General features: G+C 47.0%; 16 protein-coding genes, 1 pseudogene and 1 riboswitch. Of the genes and pseudogenes, 15 read left to right on the forward strand and 2 right to left on the reverse strand.

The genetic code is table 11. The annotated features are described in order from the left end of the window. Together ACN0T0_RS06005 and ACN0T0_RS06010 are read right to left on the reverse strand one after the other, a co-directional pair. Positions 1-550: pseudogene (locus tag ACN0T0_RS06005) on the reverse strand (transposase); the annotation flags it as partial. 159 nt (positions 551-709) lie between these two features. Further along, positions 710-1,582 carry a carboxylate/amino acid/amine transporter gene (locus tag ACN0T0_RS06010; RefSeq protein WP_417224215.1) on the reverse strand — a complete coding sequence of 291 codons (873 nt, stop codon included), beginning with the start codon at positions 1,580-1,582 and terminating at the stop codon, positions 710-712. A 271-nt stretch (positions 1,583-1,853) separates the two neighbouring features. Then, positions 1,854-2,002: riboswitch (FMN riboswitch) on the forward strand. Positions 2,003-2,114: 112 nt separating this feature from the next. On the opposite strand from ACN0T0_RS06010, the gene ACN0T0_RS06015 reads away from it, so the two are divergent. From ACN0T0_RS06015 to ACN0T0_RS06085, 15 genes are all read left to right on the forward strand, one after another. Further along, a complete protein-coding gene (locus tag ACN0T0_RS06015) occupies positions 2,115-2,603 on the forward strand; it encodes a 6,7-dimethyl-8-ribityllumazine synthase (RefSeq protein WP_417224217.1) in 489 nt (162 codons plus the stop codon). 138 nt (positions 2,604-2,741) lie between these two features. After that, on the forward strand, positions 2,742-3,506 hold the full coding sequence (locus tag ACN0T0_RS06020) for a zinc-dependent peptidase (protein ID WP_417224219.1): 765 nt from the start codon (positions 2,742-2,744) through the stop codon (positions 3,504-3,506). A gap of 329 nt (positions 3,507-3,835) precedes the next feature. After that, a complete protein-coding gene (locus tag ACN0T0_RS06025) occupies positions 3,836-4,297 on the forward strand; it encodes a hypothetical protein (protein ID WP_417224221.1) in 462 nt (153 codons plus the stop codon). Beyond that, the gene (locus tag ACN0T0_RS06030; protein WP_417224223.1) at positions 4,290-4,616 is read left to right on the forward strand and encodes a hypothetical protein; all 327 of its coding nucleotides are present in this window, start codon (positions 4,290-4,292) and stop codon (positions 4,614-4,616) included. Before ACN0T0_RS06025 ends, ACN0T0_RS06030 begins: the two co-directional genes overlap by 8 nt. Positions 4,617-4,886: 270 nt before the next feature. Next, positions 4,887-5,345 carry an excalibur calcium-binding domain-containing protein gene (locus tag ACN0T0_RS06035; RefSeq protein WP_417224225.1) on the forward strand — a complete coding sequence of 153 codons (459 nt, stop codon included), beginning with the start codon at positions 4,887-4,889 and terminating at the stop codon, positions 5,343-5,345. A 48-nt stretch (positions 5,346-5,393) separates the two neighbouring features. Continuing rightward, on the forward strand, positions 5,394-5,714 hold the full coding sequence (locus tag ACN0T0_RS06040; RefSeq protein ID WP_417224226.1) for an MliC family protein: 321 nt from the start codon (positions 5,394-5,396) through the stop codon (positions 5,712-5,714). 580 nt (positions 5,715-6,294) lie between these two features. Continuing rightward, positions 6,295-7,629 carry a ferric reductase-like transmembrane domain-containing protein gene (locus ACN0T0_RS06045; RefSeq protein WP_417224228.1) on the forward strand — a complete coding sequence of 445 codons (1,335 nt, stop codon included), beginning with the start codon at positions 6,295-6,297 and terminating at the stop codon, positions 7,627-7,629. A gap of 228 nt (positions 7,630-7,857) precedes the next feature. Continuing rightward, on the forward strand, positions 7,858-9,009 hold the full coding sequence (locus ACN0T0_RS06050) for an iron-containing alcohol dehydrogenase (protein WP_417224230.1): 1,152 nt from the start codon (positions 7,858-7,860) through the stop codon (positions 9,007-9,009). Between the two features lie 201 nt (positions 9,010-9,210). Further along, a complete protein-coding gene (locus ACN0T0_RS06055) occupies positions 9,211-9,843 on the forward strand; it encodes a MarC family protein (RefSeq protein ID WP_417224231.1) in 633 nt (210 codons plus the stop codon). A gap of 280 nt (positions 9,844-10,123) precedes the next feature. After that, on the forward strand, positions 10,124-11,671 hold the full coding sequence (locus ACN0T0_RS06060; protein WP_417224233.1) for an SLC13 family permease: 1,548 nt from the start codon (positions 10,124-10,126) through the stop codon (positions 11,669-11,671). Between the two features lie 448 nt (positions 11,672-12,119). Further along, positions 12,120-12,569 (forward strand): DUF302 domain-containing protein, encoded by a 450-nt coding sequence (locus tag ACN0T0_RS06065; RefSeq protein ID WP_417224235.1) that lies wholly within the window; start codon positions 12,120-12,122, stop codon positions 12,567-12,569. 68 nt (positions 12,570-12,637) lie between these two features. Then, positions 12,638-13,237 carry a M15 family metallopeptidase gene (locus ACN0T0_RS06070; protein ID WP_417224237.1) on the forward strand — a complete coding sequence of 200 codons (600 nt, stop codon included), beginning with the start codon at positions 12,638-12,640 and terminating at the stop codon, positions 13,235-13,237. Between the two features lie 129 nt (positions 13,238-13,366). Continuing rightward, the gene (locus ACN0T0_RS06075) at positions 13,367-13,879 is read left to right on the forward strand and encodes a hypothetical protein (protein ID WP_417224239.1); all 513 of its coding nucleotides are present in this window, start codon (positions 13,367-13,369) and stop codon (positions 13,877-13,879) included. Between the two features lie 182 nt (positions 13,880-14,061). After that, on the forward strand, positions 14,062-14,394 hold the full coding sequence (locus ACN0T0_RS06080) for a YnfA family protein (protein WP_417224502.1): 333 nt from the start codon (positions 14,062-14,064) through the stop codon (positions 14,392-14,394). Positions 14,395-14,483: 89 nt separating this feature from the next. Then, the gene (locus ACN0T0_RS06085; protein ID WP_417224240.1) at positions 14,484-14,792 is read left to right on the forward strand and encodes a DUF1272 domain-containing protein; all 309 of its coding nucleotides are present in this window, start codon (positions 14,484-14,486) and stop codon (positions 14,790-14,792) included. Positions 14,793-14,837 lie beyond the last annotated feature (45 nt).

Raw genomic sequence — 14,837 nt, forward strand, 5'->3', positions numbered from 1 at the left:
CATAGGCCATGCAGGATAGCAGTGCTTCTTCACTTAATAAGGCCTGGGATTTGAAACGTGATTCCCAGAAATGGCCGGTGCATTGGTCTTCCTGATTGGCTTGTCGGGCAATGGGTTCATTTAAGCATTTCATAAACCAACTAAGGCTGCTCAACCGCTTACGATAAACCGAGATGATACGACTAACGGTTTCTGCTTCTGAAGCGCTTAAAGGCTCACCAGACATCCACTTACGTACCAGTAGTGGGCCTTTGAATAAACTAGTCCAACGGCTTGCAACATCAGTATCCGTCCAGGACTCGGCTTGATCAGGGCATATTTTCACGACCAGGTGATGGTGGTTAGACATCACCGCATAGGCACAAACATCAATCGCAAAAAGAGAGGATAGAATCCGGATACGATCTTCGATCCATTGACGCCGGTGTTGATAATCTTTACCGGAAATAGGATCAACACCGCATAGATATGAACGGCGCACGCAGCGGGAGACGACATGATAATAGGGTGTGTCTTGAAGAGATACGAGTTCCTGTCGAGGTCGAGTCATCGGTAAAGTCCTTTTAACGATGTGTGAATCAATGCTGATTTTGAGCTTAGAATTGGATGTCTGGGTTGTCAATTAAGGAGTGCCTGTCCTTTTGCTGTTTTGCTGGACCAAGGACAGGCACTCAATGTTATGAGAGGGTTGTAGGCTAGAGTAAGTGGTTTAAGTTGCTTTGGCTCGTTGAATTCGTTGGTTGAATTTATCATTCACAATTAGGGCGAGTAAGATAATCCCACCGCCGATTGCAAGACGGATAATATCTGCATCACGGTTCCAAAAGATCACGTTGACCAAGATGCCTGCTGGGATCAATAAGTTATTAGCGACCGCCAGTGTGCCGACGTTAACCTGTGTGGCGCCCTTATTCCAAGCAAAATATCCCAGCCCAGATGCAACGACACCAAGATATGTCAAAATAGACCATTGCAGTGTGGTCGTTGGCAGTTTCTCTGGATTACCGAGTAATAGGTAACAAGGGATAACCACGGCCAATGCTCCCATAAAGAACCAACCAAATACTGTGCGCTGTGGTAGGTCGGGACGCTCTTTGGCAATAATGCGTTTATAACCTACTTGGCCGGCGGCGAAACATAAATTTGCGCCTTGAACGATAAAGAGTCCCTTTAAAAAGCCTTCGTCGATACCTTGGTAGCGAATAGCAACTGCACCGATAACCGCGAGTAATGCACTGATGATGAAGCCAATATTGAGTCGGCGATCCAGTAGGTCATTTAGTAGGGTGATGTAGATGGGGGTCATGACGGTGAACAACAAAACTTCGGGTACGGAAAGGTACAGAAACGATTGGTAATAAAAACCGTACATGATGCCGAGCTGGAACGCGCCACAGACCATAAGTTGTAGAGCAACTTTTGGCTGGATTTGACGCAGTTTTAAAAAGGGCAAGAAAATGATGGTAGCGAGTGCGACGCGCATTAATACAGAAAACCACGCATCGACTTGCCCCGCTAGATACACCCCGATCAAGCTGAAGGAAAACGCCCACAAAAAGGTGACGGCAATAAGCATTGGCATGACAATCAGTTCCGCATAGATAAAGTGGCGCTCAGTTTAACGATTTCTCCCATTTTGGCAAATCTGTTTACTTAAATAATTTTCACAGATAACTATTGTGTATTTATCGATCTATTTTTTTGGATAGGAAGCTAATTCTGCGAATCTTCGGTATTAAGATGCCGTGCCTGTCCCTGTTTGTTCTGTTTGTTATGACTGTCCGTTCTCTTATTCGCGGCTTTGACAATATGCAGTAAAAACACGTATATTCGCTGCCGTCGAATTATTTCGATTTCGTTCTCGGGGCGGGGTGAAACTCCCCACCGGCGGTAAAGAATTATTTCTAAGCCCGCGAGCGCCTTTAAGATTGTTCTTTTAGGGTCAGCAGATCTGGTGTGACTCCAGAGCCGACGGTTATAGTCCGGATGATAGGGAACGTGTCAGATAAAATATCTAACTGAGCCGCTTATTATTAGTGGCTTAGTTGTCGTGCTATATGCCGTATTTTCCTGTCCGTTCGCCCTGATTCACCTTTTATTTATGGGTTTTTATAATGAATCAGAGCTCAACGAATTTCATTCCTGCAACACAACGAATTGCTTTTCTACATGCGACTTGGCATGAAGAGATCGTTCTTAATTGTTTGAATGGATTTAAACAAGAGTTAACCTCGCGCGGTTATGATACATCACTGATTGAGGTGATTGCGGTACCCGGTGCCTTTGAAATCCCACTACAAGCGAAACTGCTGGCAAAAAGTGGTCAGTATGCAGCGATTGCATGCAGTGGCTTGGTGGTCGATGGCGGTATTTATCGTCATGACTTTGTGGCGCAAGCTGTCTGTAGTGGCTTAATGCAAGTTCAATTAGAAACAGAGGTGCCGGTTTTAACGGCGGTACTTACGCCTCATCACTTTCATGAACATGATGAACATAAAGACTATTTCTCGCGTCATTTTATAAAAAAGGGCATTGAGCTAGCACATGCGTGCGATCGGGCTATTCAGTTAACTGCAAAAGCGAAGAGAGCATTAGTCAGTTAAGCGACTATTAATAAGATGGCGTTGATACCGTCAGGGTGTCACGTCGTCGATCATGTTAATCGTAGACGGTTTGTTATAGAAAGCTCATTAATATTGCAGTGCCTGTCCCAGACAATATAGATAAGAAACGAGTCCGTCATGTTTAAACGATTTTACAACTGGTTGGAAAACCGGCGCGTTATAAAAATGGGCTTTACTGAGCAAGAGTGGGAATCGGCTATTGCGGATTGGCCTGTGATGGCGCGCTATCGAGGTGCAGAGCGAGAGGTCTTGCGAAAGATGAGCTTTCGTTTTCTGGTTCGAAAGCAGTTTGAATCAGGTGCAGAATTCCAATTTAACCGTGAGATGTGTTTAAAAATTGCTACGATGGCCTGCGTTCCGATTCTGCATTTAGGTTTGGATTGGTACGATCACTGGCATACCCTTATTTTATATGAGGGAGACTTTGTCCCCAATCGTCCTTATCGCACTGATGATGGGGTCGTGCATGCTCAAAGCCCTGGGTTGAGCGGCGAAGCATGGCTTAGAGGGCCCGTTATTTTATCTTGGCAATCAGTGTGTGAAAGCGGTGTGCATACTCGACAGAGTAAAGCGAGTAATGTCGTCATACATGAATTAGCTCACAAGCTAGACATGCTACGTGATGGTGCTAATGGCGCACCACCGATGCATCCTGATATGAGTGCAGGTGAGTGGCATGATATTTTTACCGCGGCTTGGGATCGTTTACAGCATGATTATAAAAAGCACCGTCCACTTCCCTTAGATGATTATGCTTTAACAAGCCCGGCTGAATTTTTTGCCGTCTGTAGCGAAACCTTTTTTGAAGACCCTCATAGTGTGAAGACACATATGCCTGAAGTGTACCGGCTGCTTAGCCGATTCTATCGGCAAGAGCCGTAGGGGGCGCTATACCGAGTTATAAGGATTTCACAGTCAATCCGATTAACGCCCAGCCAGAGCGTTCCTCTGATTGAAGAAAATCTTGCTTACATTTACCCAGTTGAGAACTGCCTGTCCAAGCTAATAGTTAGCGGGCGGAGTGGACTCTTTTGGACTACATTGTTGGATAGTGGATCAGCTTGTGAGCAAGAGTGAAGCGTTATTATTCAGACTTTGATCCCATACTCCAGTGTCGTGAGATAACAGACTATCCTGCCTGGACAATAGTGAGCATGCTGACACGATGATCAACATGTTGCGTTTCAATTTCATAAGTTAGGGAGAAACGAATGAATCAAACATATCGTGCAAGGGTCTACGCAATATTGTTACTGCTGATGTTATATGGCTGTACACCGCTTATTGGCCCTCATAGTCCTGCGGCCTATGAGAACGCCACTTCTCTGAAAGCTGAAGTTTTAACCGTTCTAAGTAAAGCGAATACACCCTATGTGGACAATGAAGCGGCGATCGATGCGATTAAGCTTAAAGCAGAAATGGCGTATGAATTTGTCAAAGGGGTGCCCGGTAGTCGGTTATCGGCTAGACAGTGGGAGATACTTAAAGACCCCGAAGGTGATCTTTTAGGTAAATTCTTTAAACGCTGGCAGGAGCGTGGAACCCTTTCTAACATTCTTATTCAAGAATATAAGGCGTTAGCGGCGGATGCATTTGACGAGATCATTTGCTTAGAAGCCAATAAGAATGAAGCGACAGACTGCAGCGTAAGAGGAGCACCTAATCATGGCTGATTTCGATGATTTTTTAGCGGCGTTAAAAGACAATGCCGCAGTATTAGCAAAAGAGACCTTTGATGGTTATGAAGCTCAAGCGAAACAGGATGCCGAGACATTTATTGATAAAGCAAAAGATGATCTGAAACGCTGGACGAAGTTACTTGCCGACGGTGATATCAACGAGGAGGACTTTAGTGATCTCGTCAATGCTAAAAAGGCGCTGGCCGAAATGTTTGCGCTTCGTCAAGCCGGTCTCTCGCTGATTAAATTAGAAAAATTCCGTAAAGGCTTTATCAATCTGGTGGTCGATACGGCCTTTGAGGTGTTTGTTTAAACTTGCAGCATCTCTTGTTACCCCGCCTTCATGTCAGTCGGTAGGCAGTATCGCTGTGGCCTATCGGCAATCTTCTCTTCTAACGACGATGATCCAATAGCATTTATATCGGCCAGTTTTGCAGAGAAATTTATACGTAGCAGGCCAACGATCATTATTTTCGGTTAGAATATCGGCCGGTCAATCGGCTGATGAACAGGCAGCGTTCACGCTTAATGCCTTCTTCGCCCGCGGCCTTCATTATTTATAGCGCATACAAAAGGACATCGTATGACAGAGCTAGGGTTTTATCTCGGCCTCCTTATAGCCATTATTGGGTCAATAGGCTTAATCATTGCGGCTTTCAGAACCAGCATTCTGTGGGGATTAGCTGTTTTGTTTCTTTGGCCTTTTTCCATCTTTTATTTGTTTTTTCATTGGCAAGAGGCGAAAGGCGCATTCAAATTACAGCTGTTTGGATTTCTCATCCTTATCGTCTGTGCTTTTATCAGTGAGCGCGATGCATCTTCATCGGTTAATGTCGTCCACTTAGGTGGGCATTCTGCCAAACCCACGCATGGCACTGCAGCGGCGTCTAATATCACGCATCGATTTAGATGTGATGGCCGGCAGTATTGCAGCCAAATGCACTCCAAAGCTGAGGCGGTATTCTTCATCAACAACTGTCCTAACACGAAGATGGATGGAGATCATGATGGCCGGCCTTGCGAAAATGATTCTAGATTTTAGGGTATTACTGCTCGCCGTGTTATTACGTTTGTTATAAGGAAAGCATTAATGAAGCGTTGTTTTAAGGTGGTTAGCGGGGGGGTTATTTCATGGCTAATGGTTGGCTGCACGAATACGCCCTTGTTGCCTAATTCACAGCATTTCCATGAAGTTTCATATCAATGTGAGCGAGGTAGCGCGATGGTTCATTTCTATCCGCAACAATCTCGGGCGGTACTTATTCGTGATAATCAGGCGATTGAGTTACGACAGGAGCCCACTGCGTCGGGCTTCCTCTATAGCAATGTTAAGGTGAGTATCAGAGGCAAGGAGGATCGTATGTCTCTGGAAATAGGACGGATGATGCCCATTGCTTGTCATGCTGAATAACGGCCGCATTATTGGGCCATGGCATTACCCGTTTAATGTCTTATCAGGCGGGTGAAGAGCTGGATAAAGGTACATTGAAAATGTGTGTTAACCCAGTATGAAGAGGAGCCTTTATCCGTAAACATCATTCATATGGAAGGTCGTCGGGTTAATGCGAAAACCCGCCGTTTTATCGATTTGGCCGTGCAGACCTTAAAGCAGAACCCTTTTATTATTGCATAACCTTGCTGCTCAATATCGGGATGAATATCTGCGTTTTTATCAAGCCGTTATTTCAGGGCCTGTTCCAAGTGTTTTAAATGCCAGTTAAGTGCCAGTCACCGACCACGTTGACTCTTGTTGTGCATCAATGCGGGCAGAGTGTTTTCTTCTTATAGTACTTAAGGTGTTATCCGCCTTAGCAAAACTTTACATAACCTTACATGAAAGGGCTTATTTGTGTCGTGATGGGCTGTGTAGAATAGGGTTCCGGATTTGAGCAGGTGACCACGTCTGGTGTCGGTCGCCTCTTTGTTTGCCGGGTATGTAACGGTGCCCTCGGTCCGGTGTTTTAAATGGAATTTACTGAAGACGATCGATCATGAAACAGATTAAAATTTTCTTTGTTGCGTTGTTGTTGATATTGACTGCGGTATGGCTGTTGGCTGATAGCTTGCTTCCAGAACCGTTCACCTATTTCAGTTTTCGTCATGTGTTTGTGCAATACAGTGGTGTTATCGCCATCGGTGTGATGAGCATTGCCATGATGTTAGCGCTGCGGCCGAAATGGCTTGAACCCCATCTGGATGGGTTAGATAAGATGTACCGCTTGCATAAGTGGCTCGGGATTACCGCGCTGGTGGTCTCAGTGGTTCACTGGTGGATGGCTCAGGGCACTAAGTGGATGGTTGGCTGGGGCTGGTTAGAAAAGCCGGAGAGAGGTCCGCGTGGTACTGAAACACTGGGCTTTATTGAAGACCTGTTTCGCAGTCAGCGAGGTTTTGCCGAGTCGGTCGGCGAGTGGGCGTTTTACGCAGCGGTAGCGTTGATCTTGTTGGCATTAATTAAACGCTTTCCTTATCATCTGTTTATTAAAACTCACCAACTGATCTCTATTGCTTATCTGGTGTTGGCTTACCATGCGTTAATCTTAATCGAATTTGATTATTGGTTGCAGCCTGTGGGCTGGGTGATGGCATTGTTGTTAGCTGGCGGCAGTATTGCGGCGGTGCTCGCATTGACAGGGCAGATAGGTAAGGGCCGCAAAGCGCAAGGGGCTATTGATGGTTTAACCTACTACGATGATCTGCGAGTGCTTGAGGTGAGTGTGTTGATGAAGCAGGGATGGGCGGGTCATCGCGCTGGTCAGTTTGCTTTTGTCACATCCAACCGCAAAGAGGGGGCTCACCCCTATACCATTGCTTCGGCTTGGGATCAGGATGATGGTCATATAGTGTTTATCACTAAAGCACTGGGCGATCATACTAGTCGTTTGCGGGAGACGCTAAAAACTGAGATGCCGGTGACCGTTGAAGGCCCCTATGGTTGTTTCGATTTTGGTGATCCTCAGCCACGGCAGATTTGGGTCGGTGCCGGTATCGGTATTACGCCATTTGTGGCGCGTCTTAAAGAGCTGGCTAAAACCCCCGGCGATAAGCCGATTGACCTGTTTCATTGCACCGCCGATTATGATCAGTCGGTGATCGAAAAACTGACCGCGGATGCAGAAGCGGCGGGCGTTAAACTGCATGTGCTGGTGAGCGGTAGAGATGGCCGTTTGGATTGTAATCGAATCTGTCAAACAGTGCCCGAGTGGTCGTCTGCCAGCGTGTGGTTTTGCGGCCCGTCTGGTTTTGGTTTCTCGCTGCGAAAAGATTTTTTGGCGCAAGGATTATCCGCCAAACACTATCATCAAGAACTGTTCCAGATGCGCTAAGTTAGCATTGATCGTGTGAATGATTAGAGTGTAAAACAGGCTAAAAATACTGCCGCTTGCTGGCCTATAAAAGGGCTGGCAAGTGGCGTTTTGGGTTGCCATAACAAGACGGCAGATTTTTTGCGTGTTACATGGTCCAGATCAACAAATAATGGGCAACCTTGGACTATAGTTAGTTTCTCGAAGTGGTTTTTATATTTTATTTTTCGATAAAGGGATTGTTTTAATATGGCTATTCATGAATTTTTTGTTCCCAATGTATCCCTAATGGGCGAAGGCTGTTTTAGTAAACTGCCTGAGCGGGTAAAAATGCTAGGCGGTAAAAAACCGCTGGTTGTGGCGGACAAAGGTATGACGTCGTTGGGCTATACGGCGCGCTTGACCGAGTTGTTACAGAGTGAAGATATTGCCAGTGTGGTTTATGATGACACCGTACCTAACCCAACGGACACTAACGTGGCTGATGGCGTGGCGATTTATCAAGAGAATGATTGTGACATGCTGATCTCTTTAGGGGGCGGTAGCGCACACGATTGTTGTAAAGGTATCGGGCTGGTGGCTTCTAGCGGCGGCACTATCCATGATTACGAAGGTTTAGATCAGGCGACAGCGCCATTACCACCTTACATCGCGGTCAATACCACTGCAGGTACTGCCAGTGAAATGACGCGCTTCACCATTATTACCAACACTTCTAATCATGTGAAAATGGCGATTGTTGATTGGCGAGTAACGCCCGATGTTGCCATTAATGATCCTGCTCTGATGGTCGATATGCCACCGGCACTGACCGCAGCAACAGGCATGGATGCGCTGACTCATGCGGTCGAAGCCTATGTTTCTACGGCGGCAACACCCATTACCGATGCTTGTGCGATGCAAGCGATCCGCTTGATTGGTAAGTATCTGCGCAACGCGGTTGCTCGTGGTGATGATATGGTGGCTCGAGATAAGATGGCTTACGCGGAATACCTCGCGGGGATGGCATTCAATAATGCGAGCCTAGGCTATGTGCACGCGATGGCCCACCAACTGGGTGGTATGTATAACCTGCCACATGGCGTGTGTAATGCTTTGCTGTTACCACATGTATGCCGAGTAAATATGATCGCCGCGACCGAACGCTTTGCGGATATTGCCGATGCTCTGGGTGAAGTGACCGATGGCCTGTCTGAACGGGATGCGGCGCTGCTAGCGATTGATGCAATTGAAACGCTAGGTGAAGATGTTGGTATCCCTCGTACCTTGGGCGAGCTGGGTGTGAAGAGCGAAGATATAGACACCATGGTGGTGAATGCTCAGAAAGATGTTTGCTGTCTGACCAACCCGCGCAAACTGAGCCATGCGGAAGTGGCAGCGATCTTCCAAGCTGCGCTTTAAGTTGAGTGATGTACAACACCAGTACCATTAATCCGGGTGCTGGTGTTTTTTATTGTCTGATCAATCGCCTCGCCGATTGACTCGTCTTGTTGTTCGCCCCATATATTTCCTTTCTTTTTACGCTTTAGCCTCACGTTTAAACGCATTAATCGATAAGATACAGCTGAATTTATATGCCTGTGTAGGGAGGCGTTAAGCTATATGGATAATATTGCAGTACATTTCTTTACCGTGTTTATGGCGTTTTTCGCGATCATGAATCCGATTGCCAATTCAACTCTGTTTATTGGTTTGACCGAAGATGTTGATCAGCGCATGCGGCGGATGATTGCGCTGCGCTCGGTGGTGGTCGCTTTTATTATTGTCTCGGTGTTTGCCATTGGCGGGCGTGAAATCTTTTTGATGTTTGGTATTACGCTGCCAGCCTTTCGGATTGCCGGCGGCATGATGATCGGGTTGATTGGCTATCATATGTTGCAAGGGGAGCGCTCGAGTATCCATACGCCGACCCATCGAGATAATGAAAAGAGTGTCGATTCGGTGGTCGATATTGCCATTACCCCTTTGGGTATTCCGGTACTAGCAGGGCCGGGGACTATCGCCACCGCGATGAATTTTGCTGCGCAATCCACCGTGCTCGAAATCTCGACGGTGCTGGCGGCGTTTGCAATGATGTGTGTGCTGACCTACAGCGCCTTTGTTGGGGGTGAATGGCTGGCGCGTTATCTAGGCCAGAATGCGATTAAAGTGGTGTCTCGCTTGATGGGGTTGATGTTAGCGGTGATCGGTGTACAGATGCTTATTGAGGGGGTGCGTGGTGCTATCGCCGGCTGATAGGCCGTTGTCAATGAAGACCTTGCTGTTCATGGTTATCGTGCGAGATCAATAAATTGTTATTTAGATAATAATTGTGGCTATTTAGCCGATTTTTTCCGCTGTTAGCGGTCTTATTGCTGACTTAATCTGTTGTATTATTACGCTAAGCTGGTGGATAGCTTTATTGCGGCCAAACGGCGTGTATAATCGCCGCCTTGGGTTATCCCTTGCACTTGAATGAACGCTTAGAATTTAGTTAAAACCGTTTGAAAATCAATACATTCAGAGAGAAGTACCGATGTCTAATAAAGAAAAGAACGTTCATGCCCATGACGGAGATTTTCTGGCCCCAGGGGATCGTCGTGATCCTGACTACAAAGACCAAGACGAGGTGTCGGTTCTACCGGTAACGGGGCTGCGGCTTTTCGGCTTGATCGGTGGTCCCTTGGTGGCGGCGATCATCCTGATGTGTTCCGCCCCAGAGGGTATGCCGATTGAGGCCTGGCATTTAGTGGCTATGGCATCATGGATGGTGATCTGGTGGTTAACGGAGGCGGTGCCTATTCCTGCGACCGCACTCTTACCGTTAGTGCTGATGCCCTTGTTTAGCATTGATAAAATTAAACCGGTGGCGGCTAATTATGGTCACCCGTTGATTTTTTTGTTTCTCGGTGGCTTTTTACTGGCGGCCGCGATGCAGCATGTAGGGCTACACCGCCGTATTGCGTTGAAAATTGTCAGCATGATCGGGACCTCGCCGTCACGTATTATTCTCGGGTTTATGTTGGCGACGGCGTTCCTCTCTATGTGGATCTCTAATACGGCGACCACCATTATGATGTTTGCGGTGGGCCTGTCGGTGATCGACTTTGTTGCGCAGCAAACCGATGATAAAAAAGTGGTACGTAATTTCGGTGTGGCACTGATGCTCGCAATCGCCTATAGCGCCTCAATCGGTGGTGTGGGGACATTGATTGGTACACCGCCGAATGCGTTGTTGGCGAGCTTCCTACAAAATACTTATAACATCGAAATCAGCTTTTTTGATTGGATGTTGTTAGGTGTGCCGGTGGTCGTGATTATGCTGCCGATTGCCTGGTTATTACTGACACGGGTGTTGTTCCCATCACATCAAATTGCGATTGACGATCCGAGTGCTGTGGTTCACCGTGAACTCTCTGCGCTGGGTATTATGTCCCGTGGTGAGAAGTTGGTGGCGGTGGTCTTTTTAGCGGCCGCGTTAGGTTGGATTTTCCGCAAGTTTATTGTTGAGCTGACTGGCTTACCACTGAATGACACGATTATTGCGTTGTTGGCTGCGTTGGTTTTATTTGCCGTGCCTATTTCTCGTAAGAGAGGCGAGTTCGCCTTGGATTGGGAAGCGGCGCGTCACGTACCTTGGGGGGTGCTACTGTTGTTCGGCGGCGGTTTGGCCTTGGCGAGTGGTTTTAAAGGCACTGGTCTAGCTGAGTGGATTGGTAATACGGTTGCCGGCATCGAAGTGAGCACCATGGTGCTGGTACTGCTAGTGACGGTGGCGATTGTTTACCTCACTGAAATTACCTCGAATACCGCCTCGACAGCGACCTTTTTGCCTATTCTTGCGGCGGTCGCTGTGGGCTTAGGTTTGGATCCACTGATACTCTGCGTACCGGTGGCGCTAGGCGCTTCAATGGCCTTTATGATGCCGGTAGCGACACCGCCGAATGCCATTGTATTCTCCTATGAGTTGATGGAGCTTCGCGATATGGTGCGGGCGGGCTTCTTACTCAACATTGTCGCGATCATTGTGGCCTTTGGGCTCTTCATGCTGCTGGCTGATTTTGTCTTTGGTGTCAGTCTTTAATCGTTAAACGCTGGGCCTGTGATATGACTATATGACAGGCTCAGTAACCTTCTTGAATGATATCTTTTATACCAATTCACCATAACATTCTTCCACCAGCTCCGTTCAACAGATCCATTGATTAAGTTCGTTTATCAAGTCTCAGATCACTGTCTGGCTACGCTCTATCTTTAAGGGCTCTCGCTAAGCGCTCTTATCCTCTTTTGTGTTTTTATACCTTCATCTTTAGCGCGTCACATCGGTGCTAATCTTCCAGTAAGATTGCTATTTGGCACTGTCTTTTATGGATTTAAGTTATTTTTTGAACAAATGTTTGAATTGCATCTAAACTCATAGGAACGAATAAAACATTGGTGCTGATTTAGGCTGACAAATTAGGCTGGTTTTTAGTCCTTAATGCTGTGTACACTGACGCCATACGTTCAATATGAATACCAAGGAGTTTCTTATGTTTAAGCGTTATGTCATTGCACTTACGGCTATTCTCTGGGGTTGCCCAGGTTTTGCAGCAGAGGGAATGGTTAACATTGCCAGCGAATACAGTGTAGAGGAAACCGCCGACCGGTTAGATTCTATTCTGGCTAAAAAAGGCATGACTGTCTTTAATCGGGTAAAACATTCTGATGCCGCAGCTCAGGTCAATATTGAGCTGCGGGATACTCAGGTGATTATTTTCGGTAATCCTAAGGTTGGCAGCCCTTTGATGGCGTGCCAGCAAACGGTTGCTATTGATCTGCCACAGAAGTATCTGGTGTGGCAGGATGTTAGCGATAAGGTTTGGATCTCTTATAACGATCCAGCCTATCTGGTGAAGCGGCATGAGATTGAGGGCTGTGATGAGGTGATCAATAAAGTCACCAATGCCTTATCTGGGATAGCTAGCGCTGCCGCTAAGTAGTTCTGTTTAACGCTGTAAACTCAGGACTGCGATGATTCTATCAATTGAAATACCGAGGTGTATTTACAATGAAAAGGTCAGAGATTGTTCGTCTACAGGAACGTGTTGGGACATTAGGTGATGGTTTTTGGGGGCCGATGAGTATTGCCGCTTGTCAGCAACACCTCAAAAACCTGATGCCATCTCCGCATCCATTTCCGGTTGAAGGATCCCCTGAGTTTATCGATTTTTTTGGTCCCCATGGCGATAAACACTACAGTCCGCCACGCAAGAAAATCATCCTGCCTTTTAGCATTTATTATGGTGATAAACCGGTTAAATCCCTCTGGGCACACGAAAAGTGCGCCGATAGTTTATTGCGTGTTTTTCAGCGTTTAGCCGAGATATACCCTGATGAAGAATCGCGTCAACAAGCAGGCATACTGGTTTATAACGGCTTATATAACCCTCGTTTAAAACGTAATAGTTGGAATTCCTGGTCGATGCATGCATGGATGAATGCGATCGATATCAATGCCGGCAGAAATGGCAATAAAACCGCTTGGCCCGTGAATGCCTCAATGCCGATTGAAGTGATGGAGTGTTTTGCCCAAGAGGGCTGGTTATCTGCGGGCGCTTTCTGGGGCCGTGATGCGATGCATTTTCAAGCCACCGCGCCGCCGGCCTAATGAAGTGCTGGTCAGATAGGCTAGGTGAGCTACTGTGCAAAATAGGCTGATCAGTCCTTAGGTAAATCGTTTACTTAGAGAGGTGATGGGGGCCCGTAAACCTAGAAATTATTTTAGCGGAGCTGAACCGTGGCAATGATAAACTGTGAAGACTGTGATCAGCCAATCTCGAACAAAGCCGACAGCTGTCTCCACTGCGGCTGCCCTGTGGCGCTTAATCACAGCGCCACAAAACAGAAAATTAATAGTGCCTGGGGCGCAGTTAGCCGCTCTAAAACCCCCATCAATCTATTCGCGATTGCCATGATGTGCTGTTCTTCGGTGTTAGGCCTCAGTGCTACCCAGATTAATAGCCCGACGGCATTAATTGCGTTTACCTATACCTTGCATGTGTTTATGGCCGTTACGGGGATGTTTTTTGTCACTATCCTGTTTTGTCGTAAAGGCGTGTATCATCCCGATGATTTAGCAAAAGCGAAGCGGGATGGCATCACCAATGAACTAGGGGCTGATCGACCGCTTCTGGCTGCAGTCTTGATTGTTATGATGCTGAGTGCGTATGCGGTCTATCAAGCAAGCGCCGCTGAGAGGCAACCGTTGCTGTCGACACAGTCCCAGTCGACCGTTACTGCTACAGATTAGTGTATCCTGTTGTTCTGACTATTTTGTTATCGAAGTCTCTGCCAAAATAGTCTGAGTGATAGTCTGAGTGATAGTCGCGTGAGTGTCGTTGTTCCCAGTGCGTTGATTTGTTCAGATTAAGCTGCGCGCTGTGGCTAGCTGCTAGTCATGATTCCTACCGTTAGATGAGATTGATGAATCCCATGTTTGAGTTAAAAACCCTCGCGCTTTATATCATCACTGCGGTTGCTGAAATTGCCGGTTGTTATCTGCCATATCTCTGGTTGAAGCAGGATAAAACGATCTGGTTATTGCTGCCCGCGGCACTTAGCTTAATGCTGTTTGCTTGGTTGCTATCGTTGCATCCAACGGCGGCAGGTCGCGTCTATGCGGCTTATGGTGGTGTCTATATTGTTGTCGCTTTAGTATGGCTTTGGTTGGTCGACGGTATCAAGCCCACCGCTTGGGATATGGTTGGTGCGAGTGTGGCATTAGTCGGTATGGCGATTATTATGTTTGCCCCTAAATCGATCTGAACGGTGGTGGCGATGTCTTGATGGCTAGTCAACAGTGGTGGATTCACGTATTTTTACCTTCTACTTCTCTTTAAATGAGGGTTTCAGCGATGCTAGAGCTTCGTCCAAACTGTGAGTGTTGTGATAAAAATCTGCCGCCAGATTCAACTGAGGCCTATATTTGCAGCTATGAGTGCACCTTTTGCCGAGGTTGTGTGGAACAACAGCTAAGCAATGTTTGCCCTAACTGTGGTGGAGGTTTTAGCCCAAGACCGATTCGACCGGTTAAAGGGTATCGCGAGGGGGTCGGCTTACAGCATCATCCAGCATCGTCTGTGCGGGTGCATACAGCCTATAGTGCCGCAGAGCTTAGCGAGTTTAGTGTATTGATCAAAGCAACCGAACCCAGTAAAAGATAATCTATTGTTGACGTCACATCGCCGTTAAAACCGATAAAGGAGCCG

The organism is Amphritea sp., from assembly GCF_048266285.1.
Classification (GTDB): Bacteria; Pseudomonadota; Gammaproteobacteria; order Pseudomonadales; family Balneatricaceae; genus Amphritea.